The organism is Streptomyces fagopyri (assembly GCF_009498275.1).
In the GTDB taxonomy this organism is placed as follows: Bacteria; Actinomycetota; Actinomycetes; order Streptomycetales; family Streptomycetaceae; genus Streptomyces; species Streptomyces fagopyri.
Genome location: NZ_CP045643.1, coordinates 3,577,848 through 3,598,518 on the forward strand (window position 1 = coordinate 3,577,848; position 20,671 = coordinate 3,598,518).

Genomic DNA, 20,671 nt, shown 5'->3' on the forward strand with positions numbered 1-20,671 from the left:
GATCACCTCCAAAGATCCCAGGGACATGGGGGGTTGGTCATGGGGGTCGGTCATTCCATACAGCGGCCAGCAGGTTCATACCCACGCACCGCTAGTGATCATAACTATCCGTACGCGCGCATTGATCGGCGCACGGCCGCACAAGGGGGCGCATGGCCAATATGGTCAGGGCATGACGACCGAGCCTCCTTCCTTCCCGCGCCGGTACGCCCGGACGCAGCGGTTCACCCTGGGCGCGCCCCGCGCGTTCACCGTCTCCCCGGACGGTTCCCGGGTCGTGTTCCTGAGGTCCCCGTCCGGCACGGACCGGGCGAACCAGCTGTGGGTCCTCGATGTCGCGGACGGGCAGGAACGCGTCGCGGCCGATCCGGCGGCCCTGCTCGGAGGCGCCGGCGAACACCTCTCCGCGGCGGAGCGGGCCCGCCGCGAACGCAGTCGTGAGGGTGGCGCCGGGGTGGTCGGGTACGCCACCGACAACGCGGTCGAGGTGGCCTCTTTCGCCTTGTCAGGGCGGCTCTTCACGGCGGAGCTGCGGGCCGGTACGGCACGTGAACTCCGTGTCCCCGGACCGGTGATCGACCCGCGCCCCTCCCCCGACGGACGGCTCGTCGCGTATGTCTCCAAGGGCGCGCTGCGGGTTGTCGGCGCCGAGGGCGAGGACGACCGGGCGCTCGCGCGGCGGGACCCCGGGACGGACCCGGAGACGGTTTCCTATGGAATGGCCGAGTTCATCGCGGCCGAGGAGATGGACCGGTCCCGCGGCTTCTGGTGGTCACCGGAGTCGGACCGGCTGCTCGTCGCACGCGTCGACGACGCGCCCGTACGCCGTTGGTGGATCTCCGATCCCGCCCAGCCGGAGCACGCGCCGCAGCAGGTCGCGTACCCGTCGGCCGGTACGGACAACGCGGACGTACGGCTCTTCGTGATCACCCTCGACGGGACGCGTACGGAGGTCGCCTGGAACCGCGCGCAGTACCCGTACTTGGCGCATGTGCACTGGTCAGCCGCGGGCGCGCCGCTGATCCTGGTACAGGCCCGGGACCAGCGCAGCCAGCTGTTCCTGGCCGTCGACCCGGAGACCGGGAAGACCCGGATGGTGCACGCCGACGAAGATCGACAATGGCTTGATCTTTTCCATGGAGTGCCCTGCTGGAGCCCCACCGGACAGCTCGTACGCATCGTCGACGAGGGCGGGGCGCGCGTCCTCGCGTTCGGTGAACGCCCCCTGACCGGGCCGCAGTTGCATGTGCGCGCGGTGCTCGACGTCTCGGACGACGATGTGCTGGTCGCGGCGTCGGCGGGAGCGGCCGCGGCCTCCCCCGAGACCGGGGAGGTGCACGTCTACCGGGTCAACGAACTGGGGGTCGAACGCCTCTCACAGGAGCCCGGGGTGCACTCGGCCGTGCGCTCCGGGCGGGTGACCGTGCTCGTCTCCGCGGTGCCCGGCGAACCGGGGACCCAGGTACAGGTGCTCCGGGAGGGCAAGCGGGCGGCGATCGTCACCTCGTACGCCGAACACCCGGGGATGTCCCCGCGCGTGACGCTCACCGAGGGGGGCGCACGCAAAATCCCATGCGCCCTGCTTATGCCCACGGACTACGACGGCGAGAGCCCCCTGCCGGTTCTGATGGATCCCTACGGCGGTCCGCACGGCCCCCGCGTCCTGGCGGCGCACAACGCGCACCTCACCTCGCAGTGGTTCGCGGACCAGGGTTTCGCGGTGATCGTCGCGGACGGCCGCGGCACCCCCGGCCGCTCCCCCGCCTGGGAGAAGGCGGTCCGGGACGACTTCACCCTCACCCTCGACGACCAGATCGACGCGCTGCACGGACTGGCCGAGAGGTATCCGCTGGACCTGTCCCGGGTGGCGATCCGCGGCTGGTCGTTCGGCGGCTGGCTCGCGGGCCTCGCCGTACTGCGCCGCCCGGACGTCTTCCACGCCGGCATCGCGGGCGCCCCGGTCACGGACTGGCGGCTGTACGACACCCACTACACCGAGCGGTATCTCGGCGACCCGGCGACGGCGGGACAGGCGTACGCGAAGAGCTCGCTGATCACCGAGGAAGGACTGTCCGCGCCCGCCGAGCCGCACCGGCCGCTGATGATCGTGCACGGACTGGCCGACGACAACGTGGTGGTGGCCCACGCGCTGCGGCTGTCCTCAGCACTGCTGGCCGCGGGCCGCCCGCACGAGGTGCTGCCGCTCTCGGGCGTCACGCACATGACCCCGCAGGAGCAGGTCGCGGAGAACCTCCTGCTGCTCCAGGTGGACTTCCTGAAGCGCTCCCTCGGGATGGGCTGAGGACCGGCCACCGGGTCCGTCCGTGCGACCGGCCGGAGCGACATGGCGCGCTCCGGCCGGTCTACGGCACCCGCACGGCCGTACGCCGCTCAGACTGACGCGTCCGTATATCGGTGTCGCGACAGTCAAGTTGCCTGCGTGTTAACGAAATTGATGAGCATTTGTCATCTTATGCACGCTCGCTCGGCGGGTCGTCCGGCGCCCCGGGCGGACTGTCGTCCAGTGACCCCTCGGGAGGTACGACCTGCTTCTCCTCGGCGAAGTGACAGGCCGAGGCGTGCGCGGCCGGCCCCTCGGTGTGCCGGAACACCGCGGGCACGGCGAGCAGCGGCACCTCCAGCGCGCACCGCTCCTGAGCCTTCCAGCAGCGCGTGCGGAAGCGGCAGCCGGACGGGATGTTCGCCGGGGAGGGCACATCCCCGGCGAGGATGATCCGCTCACGGTGCTCACGGGCCTCCGGGTCGGGCACGGGCACGGCGGAGAGCAGGGCCTGGGTGTAGGGGTGCGTCGGATGATCGTAGATCTCGGCGTCCCTGCCCGTCTCCACGATCCGCCCGAGGTACATGACGCCGACCCGGTCGGAGATGTGCCGCACGATGGAGAGGTCGTGCGCGATGAACACGTAGCTGAGGTCGAACTCGTCCTGGAGGCTCGCCATCAGGTTGATCACCTGGGCCTGCACGGAGACGTCGAGCGCGGAGACCGGCTCGTCCGCGACGATGATCTCGGGGCGCAGTGCCAGCCCCCGCGCGATGCCGATGCGCTGGCGCTGGCCGCCGGAGAACTGGTGCGGATAGCGGTTGATGTACTCCGGATTGAGCCCGACCACGTCCAGCAGGTCCTGGACACGCTTCCTGCGGTCGCCCTTCGGCGCGACCTCGGGGTGGATCTCGTAGGGCTCCCCGATGATGTCGCCCACGGTCATACGGGGGTTGAGCGAGGTGTACGGGTCCTGGAAGACCATCTGGATGTTGCGGCGGACGGCCTTGAGCGCCCGGCCGGACATCCGGGTGATGTCCTCGCCCTTGTACTTGATCACCCCGGCGGTCGGCCGCTCCAGGTTGACGAGCATCTTCGCGACCGTCGACTTGCCGCAGCCGGACTCCCCGACGATGCCGAGGGTCTCGCCCCGGCCGAGGTGGAAGTCGACCCCGTCGACGGCCCTGACCGCGCCGATCTGCTTCCTGAACAGGATTCCCCGGGTGAGCGGGTAGTGCTTGACCAGTCCGCTGACCTCCAGCAGTGCCTCAGGCACGGGAGCCTCCCCCGGTGGTCCCGGCGTCGAGCGTCTCCCGCCAGAAGAAGCAGGCGCTGGCGCGCTCCCCGCCCCCCTCGTCCACCTCGGCGAGCGGAGGCACCTCGGTCCGGCAGATGTCCTGGGCCATCGGACAGCGGGGGTTGAAGGCGCAGCCGGGCGGAATGTGCATCAGGTTCGGCGGCAGGCCCTTGATGGCGTAGAGCTCGTGGCCCTTCTGGTCGAGCCGGGGGATCGACTCCAGCAGGCCCTTCGTATAGGGGTGGGCCGGGGCCTTGTAGATGTCGTGGACCGGCGCCGACTCGACGATCCGGCCCGCGTACATCACGGCGATCCGGTCCGCGACGTCGGCGACCACGCCGAGGTCGTGGGTGATGAGGATGAGCCCCATGTTGAGCTCGCGCTGGAGCTCGGCGAGGAGGTCCATGACCTGGGCCTGGACCGTGACGTCGAGGGCGGTGGTGGGTTCGTCGGCGATGATCAGCGCGGGTTCGAGGGCCAGCGCCATGGCGATCATGATGCGCTGGCGCATGCCTCCGGAGAACTGGTGCGGGTAGTCGCGCACCCGCTGGGCGGCGGCCGGGATGCGCACCCGGTCCATCAGCTCGACCGCCTTGGCGCGGGCGTCCTTGCGGGACATCCCGCGGTGCACGGTGAACATCTCGCCGAGCTGGTCGCCGACGCTGAGCACCGGGTTCAGGGAGGACAGCGCGTCCTGGAAGATCATCGCCATCTCGGCGCCGCGCACCTTGCGCCGCTCGTCCTCCTTGAACTTCAGGAGGTCCTTGCCCTGGAAGAGGATCTCGCCGCCGGTGATCCTGCCGGGCGGCATGTCGAGAATGCCCATCACCGCCTGCGCGGTCACGGACTTGCCCGAGCCGGACTCGCCGAGCACCGCGAGCGTCTCGCCCTCGTCCACGCCGTAGGTGACCCCGTTGACGGCCTTGGCGACCCCGTCCCTGGTTCTGAACTCCACGTGCAGATCGCGCACTTCGAGCAGCACGGCCGTCACCTCAGCTTCGGGTCGAGGGCGTCGCGCACCGCGTCGCCGAGCATGATGAACGCGAGCACGGTGATCGCGAGGGCGCCGGCGGGCCACAGCAGCATGTGCGGGGCCTGGCGGATGTACGCGGACGCCGAGGAGATGTCGATCCCCCAGGACACCGTCGGGGGCTTCAGGCCGACCCCGAGGTAGGAGAGCGTCGCCTCCAGCGAGATGTACGTGCCGAGCGCGATGGTCGCCACGACGATGACCGGGGCGACCGCGTTCGGGGTGATGTGCCGCAGCAGCATCCGGGAGTTCGAGGCGCCGAGGGCGCGGGCGGCCTGGACGTAGTCGTTCTGCTTGGTGGTGATGACCGAGCCGCGCGCGATCCGGGAGATCTGCGGCCAGCCGAGCAGCACCATGAACCCGATGACGGGCCAGACCGTGTTGCTGGTCACCACGGAGAGGAGGACCAGACCACCGAGCACGACGGGGATCGCGAAGAAGATGTCGGTGATCCGGGACAGGATTCCGTCCGACGCCCCGCCGAAGTACCCGGCGAGCCCGCCGAGCACGGAACCGAGGATCGCGACGCCGAGGGTGGCGCAGACGCCGACGGTGATCGAGACGCGTGTCCCGTACACCGTCCGCGTGTAGACGTCGCAGCCCTGTCCGTCGAAGCCGAAGGGGTGGCCCGGCTGCGAGCCCTGCTGGGCCTTGGCGAGGTCGCACTTGAGCGGGTTCTGGCTCGCGATCAGCGACGGCCAGACGGAGATGACGACCAGGAAGAGGATGACCAGTCCGGCGACGATGAAGACGGGGTTGCGCCGCAGGTCCCGCCAGGCGTCGGACCACAGGCTCCTGGGCTTCTCCTGCGGGCCCGTGCCCAGCGGTCCCCCGGGCGTCTTCTCCAGGGTCTCGGCCTCGCTGGCGGCCAGGTCCATGGCGCCGCCCATCCCGGTCGCGGCGATGGCGCCCTGCTGGTCGAACGGCGGCTGCTCAGGCATAGCGGATCCTCGGGTCGAGTACGGCGTAGAGGAGGTCTACGAGCAGGTTGGCGACCAGGAAGACGATGACCAGGACCGTCACGAAGCCGACGACGGTCTGGGTGTTCTGGCGCACGATGCCCTGGTAGAGCTGGTAGCCGACGCCGTGGATGTTGAAGATCCGTTCGGTGACGATCGCGCCGCCCATGAGCGCGCCGATGTCCGTGCCGATGAAGGTGACCACGGGGATCAGCGAGTTGCGCAGCAGGTGTTTGGTGATCACCCGGCGCCGGGGCAGGCCCTTGGCGACGGCCGTACGGACGTAGTCGGACCGCCTGTTCTCCGCGATGGAGGTCCGGGTCAGGCGGGTCACGTAGGCGAGCGACACCGAGGCCAGGACCAGGCCGGGCACGATCAGCTCGCCGAAGGCGGCGTCCGGGGAGACCGAGGGTTTGATCCAGCCCCACTGGACGCCCAGCAGCAGCTGGAGCAGCAGGCCGGTCACGAAGGTGGGCACCGAGATGACGACGAGGGTCAGCAGCAGGACCCCCGAGTCGACGGGCCGCCCGCGGCGCAGGCCCGTGATGACGCCGAGCGTGATGCCGATGACGATCTCGAAGAGGATCGCGACGATCGTCAGCCGGATGGTGACCGGGAACGCGGACCCCATGAGCTCCGTGACGGGCTGTCCGTTGAAGGCGGTGCCGAAGTCGCCGGTGAAGACGTTGCCCATGTAGGTCAGGTACTGCTGCCACACCGGTTGGTCGAGTCCGAACTCCTTGCGCAGCTGGGCGGCGGTGGCGGGGTCGCACTGCCGCTCACCGCACAGACCGGCGATGGGGTCGCCCATCACGTTCACCATCAGGAAGATCAACAGCGTGGCGCCGATGAAGACCGGGATCATCTGCAGCAGGCGCCGGATCACGTACCGTCCCATGAGGACTCCGGGGATAGGTGCGGGCGGGCGCCCGGGACTGTCCGGTGCGCCCGCCCTTCGGCTCAGCTGACCTTGATCTCGTCGTAGACGGGGACGCTGAACTGGTTGAGCGCCACGTTGGAGACGCGGTCCGAGTAGCCGGCGCTGCCGTTCTGGTACCAGAGCGGGATGGCGGCCATGTTGTCCCGCACGACGCCCTCGGCCTGCTGGAAGAGCGAGACGGCCTTGGCCCGGTCGGTCTCGGCGTTCGCCCGGTCGACGAGCTTGTCGAAGTCCTTGTTGGACCACTTGCCGTCGTTGGACGAGGCGTTCGTGTAGTACAGCGGCTGCAGGAAGTTCTGGATCAGCGGGTAGTCCATCTGCCAGCCGGCCCGGAAGGGGCCAGACATCTTGTGCTGGGTGATCTGGTTGCGGAAGTCGGCGAAGGTGCCGATCGGGTTGCCGACGCAGGCCTTGTCGTTGCCCAGGGCGTTGTTGACGGAGTGGCAGACGGCGTCCACCCACTCCTTGTGGGAGCCGGTGTCCGCGTTGTAGGAGATCTTGAGCTGGCCGCCGGGCAGACCGCCGCCCTCCTGGATCAGCTTCTTGGCCTCGGTCGGGTTGTACGTGCAGGAACCGCCGCACAGCCCGTCCTGGAAGCCGCCGTCCTTGCCGAGCACCGGTGAGGTCCAGTCGCTGGCCGGGGTACGGGTCTTCTGGAAGATCGTGTCCGTGATCTGGGCGCGGTCGATCGCCATGGACAGGCCCTTGCGGACCTTCTCCGACCCGCTCTTGTCCCAGTTCTTGTCGTAGAACGGGAAGGCGAGCGTCTGGATGATGCCGGCCGGCGTGTTGATGTAGCGGCCCCCGAGGTCGGTCTTCACGTTCTTGAGCTGGGAGGCGGGCACGTCGTCGACGAGGTCGAGGTTGCCGGCGAGCAGGTCGGTGTAGGCGGTGTTGTTGTCGGTGTAGACCTTCAGGTCCACCCCGTCGTTCTGCGCCTTGTCCGTGCCGGAGTAGCCGTCCCACTTCCGCAGGGACATCAGGGAGCCCTTGGAGTACGAGGAGACGGAGTACGGTCCGTTGCCGACCGGCTTCTTCAGCCAGGCCGCGTGGTCGTCGAAGAACGCCTTGGGCAGCGGGGCGTAGGCCACGTATCCGAGGGTGTCGGGGAACGTCGAGAACTTCTGGTTGAGCTTCACCGTGAAGGTGTCGGTTCCGGTGACCTTGAGCCCGGACAGCTTGTCCGCGCTCTGCGAGCCGGTGTCGGGGTGGACCTTGTCGTACCCGTCGATGTACCCGAAGAAGTACGCGTTCTTCTGGTTGTTCTTCAGACTCGCGCCGTAGTTCCAGGCGTCCACGAAGGACCGGGCGGTGACGGCCTCTCCGTTGCTGAACTTCCAGCCGCTCTTGACCGTGATCGTGAAGTTCTGCGAGTCCGACGTGTCGATCTTCTGCGCCAGCATGTCCTGGGCCGCGCCGGTCTTGGCGTCGTACCGCTTCAGGCCCCGGAAGATCATGTCGAGGACCTTGCCGCCCTGCACCTCGTTGGTGTTGGCCGGCTCCAGCGGGTTCTGCGGGTCACCCCACGAGGAGCTCACGACTCCGGAGCCGCTTCCGCCACCCCCGCCCCCGCCGCCACCGCCGCTTCCGCAGCCGGTCGCCGCCAGGGCGATCGCCGCCGCGCCAGCGGCCCATTTGGCGTGCGTGGCTCCACGCATGGAGTGCCTCCTCTAAGTGCGCTGTGCCGCCAGCGCCGAGGCGCTGTTCCATTACCAGCCAATATCAACCGGTAACAGACATCACGCACATTCAGCCCACCCGTACGTGGGACAACACACTCGGAGGAGGGTGCCGCGTGCTGCGGCCGGCCCAATCGGCGCGGCGTCGCGGCCCGCGCGGGGAGATCACCGCTCTCCGGCCGCGCGACCGGCCCGGCCGGCCTTCGGCCCGTCGACCCGTCCGTCCTTCGGCCCGCCGCCCGCCGCCCGCCATTGCGTCCGCCGGTCCGTCCGCCGGTCCGACGGACAGCGGGTCGGCCGGGCAGCCGGTCTACGAGCAGCGGGTCGGCGGGTCTGACGGGCAGCCGATCAACGGGCAGCGGGTCGGCCGGGCAGCCGGGCAGCCGGGCAGCCGGGCAGCCGGGGAACGTACAGCGCGGGCGCCGGTCCCGGTCGCGGCCGGCGCGCCCCTTCCTGCCATCCGGGTCCCCTCAGGGTCCCACCGGGGTTTATCAGGGCATGGAAAAGCCGGTTCCCGGCACCGGACTGACGGTGCCGGGAACCGGCTCTGATCGGGTCACGCGCGGTTCAGGCCGCGTGCACGACGTCCTTCTGCTCGGCGAAGTGGCACGCCGAGTCGTGGGCCGCCGGGGTGTCCAGGCCCTTGAAGACCTCGGGCACCGCGAGAAGCGGCACCTGCTCGGCGCACTTGTCCTGCGCCTTCCAGCAGCGGGTACGGAAGCTGCAGCCGGACGGCGGGTTGGCCGGGGAGGGCACGTCGCCGGTCAGGATGATCCGCTCGCGGCGCTCACGGGCCTCCGGGTCCGGCACCGGCACGGCCGACAGCAGCGCCTGGGTGTAGGGGTGCGTCGGGTGCTCGTAGATCTGCTCGTCGGTGCCGATCTCCGCCATCTTGCCGAGGTACATGACCCCGACCCGGTCGGAGATGTGCCGGACGATCGACAGGTCGTGCGCGATGAAGATGTAGGACAGGTTGAACTCGTCCTGCAGTCGCGCCATCAGGTTGATGACCTGTGCCTGCACCGACACGTCGAGGGCCGACACCGGCTCGTCGCAGATGATGATCTCGGGGTTGAGCGCGAGACCACGGGCGATGCCGATGCGCTGGCGCTGACCGCCCGAGAACTGGTGCGGGTAGCGGTTGATGTACTCGGGGTTGAGCCCGACCACGTCCAGCAGTTCCTTGACCTTGCCGCGCCGGTCACCCTTCGGGGCCACCTCGGGGTGGATGTCGAAGGGCTCCCCGATGATGTCGCCCACCGTCATACGGGGGTTGAGCGAGGTGTAGGGGTCCTGGAAGATCATCTGGATGTTCCGGCGGACCGCCTTCAGGGCGCGCCCGGACAGCCTCGTGATGTCCTGGCCCTTGTAGAAGACCTCGCCGGCCGTCGCCTGCTCCAGGCTCATCAGGAGCTTGGCCACCGTCGACTTGCCGCAGCCGGACTCGCCCACGATGCCCAGGGTCTCGCCCTGGTACAGGTCGAAGGACACGCCGTCGACGGCCTTCACGGCGCCGATCTGCCGCTTGATGACGATGCCCTGCGTCAGCGGGAAGTGCTTGACGAGGTTGCGCACCTGCAGGATCGGTTCGCCACGGTCGACCGGCGCCTCCAGGGCGGCGATTTCCTCCTCCACGGAGTGCGTGTCGGCGAGCTCCACCTCGGAGACGTTCGGCGTCGCGTCCGTCGGCTCGGCGGACTTGGTCGGGTCAGCCATGGATCGTCTCCTTCCAGAAGTGGCACGCGCTGGCGCGGCCCGGCAGTTCCGTCCCGTCCCGCTCGGTCACCTGGACCAGCGCGGGACGTTCGGTGCGGCAGATGTCCTGGGCGTGCTCGCAGCGCGGGTTGAAGGCGCAGCCGCTCGGCACCTTCAGCAGGTTGGGCGGCAGACCCTTGATCGCGTAGAGCTCCTGGCCCTTCTGGTCCAGGCGCGGGATCGAGTCGAGCAGGCCGCTGGTGTACGGGTGGGCCGGGCGCTTGTACAGCTCGTGCACCGGCGCCGTCTCGACGATCCGGCCCGCGTACATCACCGCGATCTTGTCGGCGACGTCCGCGACGACACCGAGGTCGTGGGTGATGAGGATCAGACCCATCTGGTACTCGCGCTGGAGCTCCGCGAGCAGGTCCATCACCTGGGCCTGGACCGTCACGTCGAGGGCCGTGGTCGGCTCGTCGGCGATGATCAGGTCCGGTTCCAGGGCCAGCGCCATGGCGATCATGATGCGCTGGCGCATACCGCCGGAGAACTGGTGGGGGTAGTCGTTCACCCGGGCCGCGGCGCCCGGGATCTTCACCCGGTCCATCAGCTCGATGGCCTTGGCCTTGGCCTGCTTGCGCGACAGCCCCTGGTGGACCCGGAACATCTCGCCGAGCTGGTAGCCCACGCTGAGCACCGGGTTGAGGGAGGACAGCGCGTCCTGGAAGATCATCGCGATCCGCGCGCCGCGCAGCTTGCGCCGCTCCTCGTTGGACATGGTGAGCATGTCCTGGCCGTAGAAGCGGATCTCCCCCTTGGGGATGCGCGCCGGCGGCATGTCGAGGATGCCCATGATCGCCTGCGCGGTCACGGACTTGCCGGAGCCGGACTCACCGAGCACGGCGAGCGTCTCCCCGGAGTTCACCGAGTAGTTGACGCCGTTGACGGCCCGGACCACACCCTCACGGGTCTGGAACTCGACGTGCAGGTCACGCACTTCGAGCAGCGGGGCGGTCTTGCCGCCGTCGCCGGATCGCGGAGCCGGGATGGCGTCCTTTGAGTCGATGTCGGTCACGTACGCCTCCCTCAGCGCATCTTGGGATCGAAGGCGTCGCGGACCACGTCGCCGAGCATGATGAACGCCAGCACGGTAATGCTCAGGGCACCGGCCGGGAACAGCAGGGCGTGCGGCGAGGTCAGGAACCTGTCCTGGGCGTCACTGATCATCACGCCCCAGGAGATGTTCGGGTACTGGATGCCGATGCCCAGGTAGGACAGGGCGGCTTCGGCACCGATGTAGACGCCGAGGTTCATCGTGGTGATGACGATGACCGGAGCGAGCGTGTTCGGCAGGATGTGCCGGAACGCGATCCGCCACGAACTCGCGCCCAGGGCCCGGGCGGCCATCACGTAGTCGTTGTACTTGTTCGCGATGACCTCGCCGCGCATGATCCGGAAGACCTGCGGCCAGCCGAGGATCGCCATGATGAACGACACCGACCAGACGTCACCGCCGCCCCAGACGGACATGATCAGCAGACCACCGATGAGCAGCGGCAGGCCCGCGAAGACCTCGGTGATGCGGGACAGCAGCGCGTCCGCCCAGCCGCCGATCAGGCCGGCCAGCATGCCCACCAGGCCGCCGATCAGAGTGGTGGCGATGGTGGTCACCACACCGACGACGATCGAGTTGCGCGTGCCGTACACGGCCCGCGTGTAGATGTCGCAGCCCTGTACGTCGAAGCCGAACAGGTGCCCGGACGTCGGCCCGCTCATGGAGTTCTGCAGCTGGCAGAAGCCGTCCGAGAACGGCGAGCGCGAGGTGAACAGGCTGGGCGCGATCGCGAGCGCGAGCAGGCACAGGATGACCAGGCCGGTCACGATGAACATGGGCCGCTTGCGAAGGTCCGCCCAGCCGTCCTTGAGGAGGCTCGCCTGCCGGGCCGCCACCTTCTCCTCGGCCTCGATCTCCTTGGCGAGGGCGGCCTCGTCGGTCGTGGGCCTCTCTATCGTCTTCTCACTCATAACGGATCCTCGGGTCGAGCACGGCGTACAACAGGTCTACGACGAGGTTGGCGACCAGGTAGATCAGCACCAGCAAGGTCACCAGACCGACCACGACGGGTCGTTCGCGCAGATACAAGGACTGCGCCAGCTGGCCACCGAGACCGGGCATGTTGAACACGCGCTCGGTGATGATGGCGCCGCCCATGAGGGCGCCGAGGTCGAAGCCCAGGAAGGTGACGACCGGAATCATGGAGTTGCGCAGGGCGTGCACACCGATGACACGGCGCCGGGGCAGGCCCTTGGCGATCGCGGTGCGGACGTAGTCCGCGCGGATCGACTCCGTCATGCTCGACCGGACCAGCCGAGCGATGTACGCCATGGAGGTCGCCGCGAGGACGATGGCCGGAAGGATGTAGCTCTGCGGCCAGCCCTTCTCGATGCCGGCGACCGGGGTGAGCTTGAGGCTCATGCCGAACTCGAGCTGGAGCACGCTACCGAACACGAAGACCGGGATCGAGATCAGCACGAGGGTCGCGACCAGCACCACGTTGTCGAGGAACTTGCCCCGCTTGAGAGCGGAGAGGATTCCCGCGAGGACGCCGATGACGGCCTCGATGGCGAAGGAGGTCAGGCCCAGCTTGAGGGTGACCGGGAACCGCTCGGACACGATGTCGGAGATGGCACGGCCGTTGTACGTCTCACCGAGGTCACCGGTGAAGACGCCGCTGATGTAGTGCCAGTACTGCTGGTACAGCGGCTCGTTCAGGTGGTAGTGCGCGCGGAGGATCGCCGCGATGTTGGGGTCGGCGCGCTTGTCGCCGGCCAGCGCCTGGATCGGGTCGCCGGGCAACGCGAAGACCAAGCAGAAGATGATGAACGTGACGCCTATCAACACAGGGATCACCTGCAGAAGACGGCGCACGACGTATCGGCCCATGGGTACTCCAGAGGGGGGTGCTCAACCCGCCCGTGGCCGGGGCGGCGGCACTGTCGGACGGAAGACGGCAGAAAGGGTGAGCAGGGGAAGGCTTTGAGCTCCTCCCCTGCTCACCCCCTGTCCGCTGTATCGGACCTGCTCAGATACGGATCAGCTGAGCTTGACCGTGTCCCACAGGATCTGGTGACCGGCGACCTTCATCGACTTGATCTTGTCGCTGAAGCCCGCGTTCAGGGTGTAGAAGTAGACCGGGATGTACGGCATGTCCTTGAGGAGGACGTCGTCGGCCTGCTGGTAGTACTTGACCGCGTCCTCGTGCGTCGGAGCCTGGTCGCCCTTGACGAGGAGCTTCTCGAAGCTCTCGTTGACGTAACCCGAGTAGTTCGAGCCGTTGGCGATGGCGTCCTTCGAGAAGACCGGGCGGAGGTAGTCCTCGGCGTCCGGGTAGTCCATGCTCCACGCCATACGGAACGCACCCTGGTACTTCTTGGCGTCCAGGTCGTTGAGGATGGTCTGGAACTGCTCGAACGGCTTGGCCGTCACCTTCAGGCCCAGGTTCTGCTGGAGCTGGTTGGCGACCGCCTCGATCCACTCCTTGTGGCCACCGTCGGCGTTGTAGCCGAGCTCCAGCTTGTTGCCGGGCAGGCCACCGCTCTTCTTGTAGAGCTCCTTGGCCTTGGCGACGTTCAGGGTGCAGGCGTCACCGCAGGCGCCCTTGCGGTAGCCGTCGATGATCGGGCTGATGTAGTCGTCCGCGGGCGTACGGGCGCCGAGGAAGACCTTGTCGGCGATCGTCTGCCGGTCGATGGCCATGGAGATGGACTTGCGCAGGTCGGCGTTCTGGAACGCCTTGTTGTACTTGATCGGGAAGCCGATGTAACCGACGGCCGAGTCGGCCTCGTCGATCGTGCGGTTCGGCAGGTCCTTCTTGTACGTCGGCAGGCCCGAGGTCGGGATCGTCAGCAGGCTGTCGAGGTTGCCGGCGACCAGGTCCTTGTAGGCGGTGTCCTGGTTCGAGTAGATCTTGAAGTTGACACCCTTGACCTCGATCTTCGAGGCGTCCGGGTACTTGTCGTACTTCGTGGTGGCGATCAGCTCGTTGTGCTTGAACTTGCCCTTCATCTCGAAGGGGCCGTTGCCGATCGGCGCCTCGCCGAAGCCCTTCGGGTCCTTGAAGAACGCCTGGGGCAGCGGCACGAACGCCGTGAAGGACAGCTGCGACGGGAACGCCGAGAACTCGCCGCTGAGGGTGACCTGCAGGGTGCTGTCGTCGACGGCCTTCAGACCGGACATCTTGTCGGTCGACGGCTTCTTGCCCTCGCCCGGGTTCAGGTCGCTGTAACCCGCGATGTGGCTGAACAGCGGGTTGGTCTGCTGGGCGTTCGTCTGGTTCGCGCCGTAGTTCCACGCGTCGACGAAGGACTGGGCGGTGACCTTCTCGCCGTTGTGGAACGTGTAGCCCGACTTCAGCTTGATCGTCCAGACCTTGTTGTCCTTGGTCTCGATCGACTCAGCCATGGCGTTGACGACCTTGTTGCTGGCGTCAAGCTTGGTCAGACCCGTGAAGAGGGCGTTGATGACCTGGCCGCCCTCGGTCTCGTACGTGTTGGAGGGAACCAGCGAGTTCTGCGGTTCACCGATCTCCACCGACACGACGCCGTTGCCCTTGCCGCTGCCCGAGCTGCTGTCGCCCCCGCCACCGCCACAGGCCGTCGCACCCAGCGCCACAACCGCGGCTATCGCAACCCACTTGGCGCTCTTGGCACCACGCATGGGGCTCCTCCTCATGAGTCCATTGGTTCACCACTTGGAGGGGCACATGACACATCACCGTCACCGGCGCCTGAAACGGTCAAGTGCCCCCGCGCTCGTGAGTCGTCGCCGCCAGCAGCGCATGACCCGTTGATCCGAGCTCTACGCGCCTAACTATCTGCCATGGCTCAGTGCCCGACCACACTCACAAGGTCTCGGTTCGATCACACCTGGCACTCACATCTTCCAAAATCCGGACAAAGGGTTTCACGAAAGATCCCTGCGAAACGGACTTGTTACACATCTATCGGTTTCGGCTGTCCGTATTCCGGACGCAAGGGGCAAGAAATCCAGTTGCGACTATCGTGGTCGCCATGCAGGGGCGCCATCGGCGTGCTCGCACACCGCGAAACCTGCGGGGCGGCGGACCGTTGCGCGACCAACGAGCGCCCGCGCCAAGGCCGTTCGACGATCAACCGCGCATGCGCGCCGTGACGCGACACGACGCGCGGACCACGCCGCACTCTCTGCCGAGGCAATGACCTGCCCGGTCAGCAGAATAGTGGGAATCGGCCACCTGATGAGGTCTCCCCCCGCGCTTCGAGGGTTTTCCCTACCGTTTCCGAGCGCCTCACGATGTCCGGCGGTACTCGGGCTCCGTCGCGCCCCGTTCGTCCCCTCCTCGCCCGTTCACCCCCTTCTGGACCACCGCCACGCAAAAAGCCAGGGTGCCCCGTGGTGGGGACACCCTGGCTCAGTGGCCGGCCGGCGCGGTCCTGGTGGACCGTGGGCCGGCCGTTGCCGTACGGCGGATCAGCCGTTCTTGGCGCGGCTCGCGGCGCGGGCGCGCTCACGGCCGTCCAGGTTGACCTTGCGGATACGCACGGACTCCGGGGTCACCTCGACGCACTCGTCGTCGCGGCAGAACTCCAGGGACTGCTCCAGGGAGAGCTTGCGCGGCGGGACGATCGCCTCGAACGAGTCGGCCGAGGCCGACCGCATGTTCGTGAGCTTCTTCTCCTTGGTGATGTTCACGTCCATGTCGTCGGAGCGCGAGTTCTCGCCGACGATCATGCCCTCGTACACCTCGGTGCCGGGGTCGGTGAACAGCACACCGCGCTCCTGGAGGTTCGTCATCGCGAACGCGGTGACGGCGCCGGCGCGGTCGGCGACGAGCGAGCCGTTGTTACGGGTCGACAGCGGGCCGAACCACGGCTCGTGGCCCTCGTGGATGGAGTGGGCGATGCCCGTGCCGCGCGTACCGGTCAGGAACTCGGTGCGGAAGCCGATGAGGCCGCGGGAGGGGACGACGAACTCCAGGCGGACCCAGCCGGAACCGTGGTTCGACATGTTGTCCATCCGGCCCTTGCGGACGCCCATGAGCTGCGTGACCGCGCCCATGTGCTCCTCGGGCACGTCGATCGTCATGCGCTCGACGGGCTCGTGGACCTTGCCGTCGATCTCCTGGGTGACCACCTGCGGCTTGCCGATGGTCAGCTCGAAGCCCTCGCGGCGCATCTGCTCGACCAGGATGGCGAGCGCGAGCTCACCACGGCCCTGGACCTCCCACGCGTCCGGGCGCTCGGTGTCGAGCACCCGCAGCGAGACGTTACCGACCAGCTCGCGGTCGAGGCGGTCCTTGACCTGACGGGCGGTGACCTTGCGGTCCTTGACCGCGGCCTTGTTCTCGGCGCCCTTGCCGGTGCCACCGCGGCCGACCAGCGGCGAGGTGTTGGTACCGATGGTCATCGAGATCGCCGGCTCGTCGACCGTGATGAGCGGCAGCGCGATCGGGTTCTCGGTGTCGGCGAGGGTCTCACCGATCATGATGTCCGGGATACCGGCGACGGCGCAGATGTCACCGGGGCCCGCCTTCTCGGCGGGCTTGCGGGTGAGCGCCTCGGTCATCAGCAGCTCGGTGATGCGGACGTTGGACATCGTGCCGTCGCGCTTGATCCACGTGACGGTCTGGCCCTTGCGCAGCTCGCCCTGCTCGACGCGCAGGAGCGCGATACGGCCGAGGAAGTTGTCGGCGTCCAGGTTGGTGACGTGCGCCTGGAGCGGGGCGTCCTCGTCGTAGGACGGGGCCGGGACGGACTGCAGGATCGTGCTGAAGAACGGCTCCAGGCTGTCGCTGTCGGCCGGGACGGTGCCGTCCGCCGGCTTGGTCAGCGAGGCCACACCGTCGCGCGCGCACGCGTAGACGATGGGGAACTCGATCTGGTCCTCGTCGGCGTCGAGGTCGAGGAAGAGGTCGTACGCCTCGTTCACGACCTCGTCGATGCGCGAGTCGGGCCGGTCCGTCTTGTTGATGCACAGGATGACGGGCAGGCGGGCCTGCAGCGCCTTGCGCAGCACGAAGCGGGTCTGCGGGAGCGGTCCCTCGGAGGCGTCGACGAGGAGGACGACCGCGTCCACCATCGACAGACCGCGCTCGACCTCACCGCCGAAGTCGGCGTGGCCGGGGGTGTCGATGATGTTGATCGTGATGACCTCGCCCCCGTCCTTGGGGTGGTACTTCACGGCCGTGTTCTTGGCCAGGATCGTGATGCCCTTCTCACGCTCCAGGTCGTTCGAGTCCATCATGCGGTCGTCAAGCGACTCGGCGGCGTGCGCGGCGAAGGCACCGGCCTGCTTGAGCATGGCATCGACCAGAGTGGTCTTGCCATGGTCGACGTGGGCGACGATGGCGACGTTGCGGATGTCGTGGCGCGTGGCCATATTGAGGCGCTTCTCCCGGAGTGAGTGGACGGCCTCCGCAGCGCGGGGCCTGCCGGGCTGAACACGCCACGGCCTTACCCCATGCTACGTGGCCCTGACGGAGGCCGCCCCCGCCGGGGGTTCGGGCCCGGCGGGGGCGGCCTGGGGGCGCGGGTCGGCGGGGCCCGCACGGAGGCGCGGGAGCGCGGGTCCGTGGGCAGCCGCTCGACTCCGGCGTCGGGCGACCCTCAGGGGGTGCTGGGGGTCGCCGACGGCTTCGCGCCCTTCTTCAGGAAGCCCATGTCCTCGTAGAGAGGGGTCTGGAACCCGAAGGAGCCGGCGTTGGCCAGGTTCGGGCGGACGGCGGTGAGCTGGGGGCGCTGGTACAGGGGAATCGATCCTGCGGCGGCCCAGATACGGGCGTCGGCCTTGCGGACCAGGGCCCGCTCCTCGCTCTCGTCCAGCGTGCCGATGGCCTGGTCGAACAACTGGTCGACCTGGTCGGTGCCGACCCGGGTGTAGTTCTGCTCGACGGTGAGGGAGCCGTCGGCCGCCGGGACGGGCTTCGCGAAGATCGGGCGGGCGTCGGTGGCGGGGAAGGCGGAGGCGGGCCAGGAGTACAGCGCCAGGTCGTACTGACCGGAGGCGATGTGGTCCTTGAAGTAACTGTCGCCCGCGACCTTCGTCGTCTCCGTACGGATGCCGATGCGCTCCAGCATCCGCGAGATGTGGTCGGCGACGGTGTTCAGCGACTCCGAACCGGGGCCGGAGGGCAGCACGAAGCGGAGCGTCAGCGGCTTGCCGTCCTTGGCGAGCACACCGGACGCCGCCCCCGCGGGAGCGGCCGTGCCCTTGGGCGCGTAGGCGCCGGGGGCCCCGCCCTGACGCGTGTCATGACGCGCGTACCGCTTGCCGTCGAACCGCGTGGCCGTCTGTTCGTCCGAGTGCGTCGTCCGGTACTCCTCGGCCTCACCCGCCGGGTCCGCCTTCGCGCGGTCGATCCCGGCCGGCTTGTTGTCCTCGTCGCCGATGTACGACCCGTCGTCGGACTCCGGCTCGGAACCGGGGGCCGCCTTCTTGCCCTCGGAGCCGGCCGCCTTGCCCTTCTCCTTGTCCTTCTTCTCCTCCTTCACCGGCCCCCCGGGCACCCAGCCGGCGTCCACGAGCAGCGCCTGCGCCTCCTTGGCGTCATGGCTGCCGAGCGCGCCGCTGTTGTCTGCGTACGCCTGCTGGCCGGCGAGCGCGAGGTGGCTGCCGACCGGTACGGCGGGCAGGCCCAGCGGCTTGAGCACGGCCTGCGCGAGTTCGTCGCGGTCGAGGGCGCGGGCGACGGCGCGCCGGACGCGTTCGTCGGCGAGGGGACCCTCGGAGCCGTTCAGGGCGAGTTGGGTGTAGGCGGGTTCGAGGGACTTGCGGACGACGAAGCCGCTCAGGCTGCTCTGCTCGGAGGCGTACTGGGCTGCCGCCTGGCGCAGCTTCTCGCGGACTCCGGCCTCGTCACGGGCGGCGGCCTCGTCCGAGCCGTGGGCGACGGCCCAGGAGCGCAGCGCCTTGGCGGGGCTGAGCGTGGTGCCCGGGGTGCTCGGGGTGCTCGGGCCCTCCAGCGGGGCGCTGCCCCTGGCTCCGGCCGCGAGCGTGATCCGGTTCGCCTGCTCGGGATCGACGTCGGCCATGTCGATCCTGTTCGCGGCGAGCGCGGTGGCGCGCTGATCGCGCGGGACGGCGACCAGCGCGATCTCCGCGAGCTTGGCGGGGCGGCCCCACCAGCGGGGATTGCGGGTGAGGTGGATCTCGCCGGTCTTGCTGTCGACGCTCTGCAGGGCGAACGGGCCGGCCGTCACGTTCAGCTTGCTGCGGGCGCCGTCGTTGAAGGTGGCCGCGGCGCCCATGACGTCCTTCGGGTACAGCGGCGAGAACAGCGACTTCCAGTCGGCGTACGGGCGGCTGAAGGTGACGCGGACCTCCAGGTTGTTCTTGCCGCGCTCGATCTTCTCGATGCGGTCGTACCCGGCGTTGCGCGCGGTCCAGTACGCGCTGTCCTTGCCGGACAGAGCGCGCCACTGGGCCGCGAAGTCGTCGGCGCCGATCTCGCGGCCGTCGCTCCAGACCGCCTGCTGGTTGAGCTTGTAGAGGACGACCTGCTTGGGCTCCTCGTCGACGACCTTGGCCGATTCCAGGTAGTCGGGGTTGAGCTGCGGGCGGCCGTTGCGGTCGAGCCGGTACAGGGAGGGCAGCACGGCGCCCGCGACCCGCGAGGTCGTGGTGTCGGCGTCGGCCTGGAAGGTGTTGAGGGTCGCCGGGACGGCGTCGACGGCCCATCGCAGGGTGCCGCCGTCCGTGACCTGGTCGCGGCCCGCGGGCGCGATGTCCTGCGCGGCGACGGGGCTGACCTTCTCCTCGTCGTCCGCGCTGCACGCGGTGAGGACGGGCACCGCGAGCGCGCCCGCGGTCAGGAACGCGACCGAGCGCATCACCGCGCGCAGTCCGACGCCGTCGTGGGACATCACTGCAACCTCCGGTGGGGGGAACAGGCCGGATCTGATCATTTTTGGTGGGATATGCGGTTGATCAGATGTATGCACCCACTGAACGGGAGAGAGGGTGTGCGGCGGCGCCGACACGGCGGGGACACGCGGAAGACCACCCGTGCGGCGCAACGGGGGCCGTCCGGCGGTTCGCGGCCCCCGTACCTCCCGTACGGGTCCCTCCTCGCGGGGCCGCGGCCCCCCGCCCCTCGCCCAAGGGCTCGTCCTCAAGCGCCGGACGGGCCGGATCGACGGGCCGGACCCGGCGTCGCGGGACGAGCCCCGGGGCAGGGACCTGCCCTACCCGGCGTCGTGAACCCCGCCCCTCCCTGCGTAGCGGACCTCGCCCCACCCGTTCGCCGGGCCGCGGCCGGAGATACGGGGCGACATGGGGCCGCGGGTCCGGGGCGGGGCGACACGGTCGGGGCGGCGTGGGCGGCGCGTGTGGGGGCGTGAGCGGGAAGGTTCGATCCGGGAATCCGTGCACACGCCTTCACACGGGCTCATGTGACGCGCAACACTCGCAGGCGCATGAACGTTGCCGCCTTGGGTCACAGCCCGTGGAAGCGAGGGCAAGTCATGTCCGTGCACGATGAACTGACGTCGGTCCAGCGCTGTCTCGACGACCTGCTGAGGTCGATGGGACGCCTGGAGCAGCAGATCGGCGGCGGCCTCGACATGCGCCGCGTCCGCGCCGACGCCGACCACCTGCGGGAAAGCGTCGCACTGCTGCGCGAATCCGCACCCGGGCTCACGAAACCCCCGCGCCCCGACCTCGTCTCCATCCCCGACACCCCGTACGACAACTCCCTGTGGACGGACTCGGACGACGAAGGTCTCGGCGCCCGGGACCGGCACGCCCCCTGACC

14 protein-coding genes are annotated in these 20,671 nt (G+C 68.8%); 2 read left to right on the forward strand and 12 right to left on the reverse strand.

What is annotated here, in order from left to right; all coding sequences use genetic code 11:
* Positions 1–172: 172 nt before the first annotated feature.
* Positions 173–2,302, forward strand: coding sequence for a S9 family peptidase (locus GFH48_RS15255; RefSeq protein WP_153288797.1), 2,130 nt, complete (start codon positions 173–175; stop codon positions 2,300–2,302).
* 169 nt (positions 2,303–2,471) lie between these two features.
* Here the strand turns inward: GFH48_RS15255 and GFH48_RS15260 are convergent, their stop codons facing one another.
* The 12 genes from GFH48_RS15260 to GFH48_RS15315 all read right to left on the reverse strand — a co-directional run bounded on the left by GFH48_RS15260 (position 2,472) and on the right by GFH48_RS15315 (position 19,781).
* Entirely contained in the window at positions 2,472–3,557 is a 1,086-nt protein-coding gene (locus GFH48_RS15260; RefSeq protein WP_153288798.1) for an ABC transporter ATP-binding protein, read from the reverse strand.
* Positions 3,550–4,560, reverse strand: a complete 1,011-nt coding sequence (locus GFH48_RS15265; RefSeq protein ID WP_153288799.1) for an ABC transporter ATP-binding protein — start codon at positions 4,558–4,560, stop codon at positions 3,550–3,552. Before GFH48_RS15265 ends, GFH48_RS15260 begins: the two co-directional genes overlap by 8 nt.
* A gap of 5 nt (positions 4,561–4,565) precedes the next feature.
* Positions 4,566–5,549, reverse strand: a complete 984-nt coding sequence (locus tag GFH48_RS15270) for an ABC transporter permease (protein WP_153288800.1) — start codon at positions 5,547–5,549, stop codon at positions 4,566–4,568.
* The gene (locus tag GFH48_RS15275; protein WP_153288801.1) at positions 5,542–6,465 is read right to left on the reverse strand and encodes an ABC transporter permease; all 924 of its coding nucleotides are present in this window, start codon (positions 6,463–6,465) and stop codon (positions 5,542–5,544) included. Before GFH48_RS15275 ends, GFH48_RS15270 begins: the two co-directional genes overlap by 8 nt.
* Before the next feature lie 62 nt (positions 6,466–6,527).
* The gene (locus GFH48_RS15280) at positions 6,528–8,165 is read right to left on the reverse strand and encodes a peptide ABC transporter substrate-binding protein (protein WP_153288802.1); all 1,638 of its coding nucleotides are present in this window, start codon (positions 8,163–8,165) and stop codon (positions 6,528–6,530) included.
* Between the two features lie 588 nt (positions 8,166–8,753).
* Positions 8,754–9,902: an ABC transporter ATP-binding protein gene (locus tag GFH48_RS15285; protein ID WP_153288803.1), complete on the reverse strand. Its 1,149-nt coding sequence runs from the start codon at positions 9,900–9,902 to the stop codon at positions 8,754–8,756.
* Positions 9,895–10,947, reverse strand: a complete 1,053-nt coding sequence (locus GFH48_RS15290) for an ABC transporter ATP-binding protein (RefSeq protein ID WP_228121334.1) — start codon at positions 10,945–10,947, stop codon at positions 9,895–9,897. The genes GFH48_RS15285 and GFH48_RS15290 overlap by 8 nt, the downstream gene beginning before the upstream one ends.
* A 20-nt stretch (positions 10,948–10,967) precedes the next feature.
* Positions 10,968–11,906 carry an ABC transporter permease gene (locus GFH48_RS15295; RefSeq protein ID WP_153288805.1) on the reverse strand — a complete coding sequence of 313 codons (939 nt, stop codon included), beginning with the start codon at positions 11,904–11,906 and terminating at the stop codon, positions 10,968–10,970.
* A complete protein-coding gene (locus GFH48_RS15300) occupies positions 11,899–12,825 on the reverse strand; it encodes an ABC transporter permease (protein ID WP_153288806.1) in 927 nt (308 codons plus the stop codon). The genes GFH48_RS15295 and GFH48_RS15300 overlap by 8 nt, the downstream gene beginning before the upstream one ends.
* A 150-nt stretch (positions 12,826–12,975) precedes the next feature.
* Positions 12,976–14,598, reverse strand: a complete 1,623-nt coding sequence (locus tag GFH48_RS15305; protein ID WP_153288807.1) for a peptide ABC transporter substrate-binding protein — start codon at positions 14,596–14,598, stop codon at positions 12,976–12,978.
* 792 nt (positions 14,599–15,390) lie between these two features.
* Positions 15,391–17,298 carry a translational GTPase TypA gene (gene typA / locus GFH48_RS15310; protein WP_153288808.1) on the reverse strand — a complete coding sequence of 636 codons (1,908 nt, stop codon included), beginning with the start codon at positions 17,296–17,298 and terminating at the stop codon, positions 15,391–15,393.
* 227 nt (positions 17,299–17,525) lie between these two features.
* Positions 17,526–19,781, reverse strand: a complete 2,256-nt coding sequence (locus GFH48_RS15315) for an ABC transporter family substrate-binding protein (protein WP_153288809.1) — start codon at positions 19,779–19,781, stop codon at positions 17,526–17,528.
* Between the two features lie 600 nt (positions 19,782–20,381).
* Here GFH48_RS15315 and GFH48_RS15320 point away from each other — a divergent pair.
* Entirely contained in the window at positions 20,382–20,669 is a 288-nt protein-coding gene (locus tag GFH48_RS15320; RefSeq protein ID WP_153288810.1) for a hypothetical protein, read from the forward strand.
* The last annotated feature ends 2 nt before the right edge of the window (positions 20,670–20,671 follow it).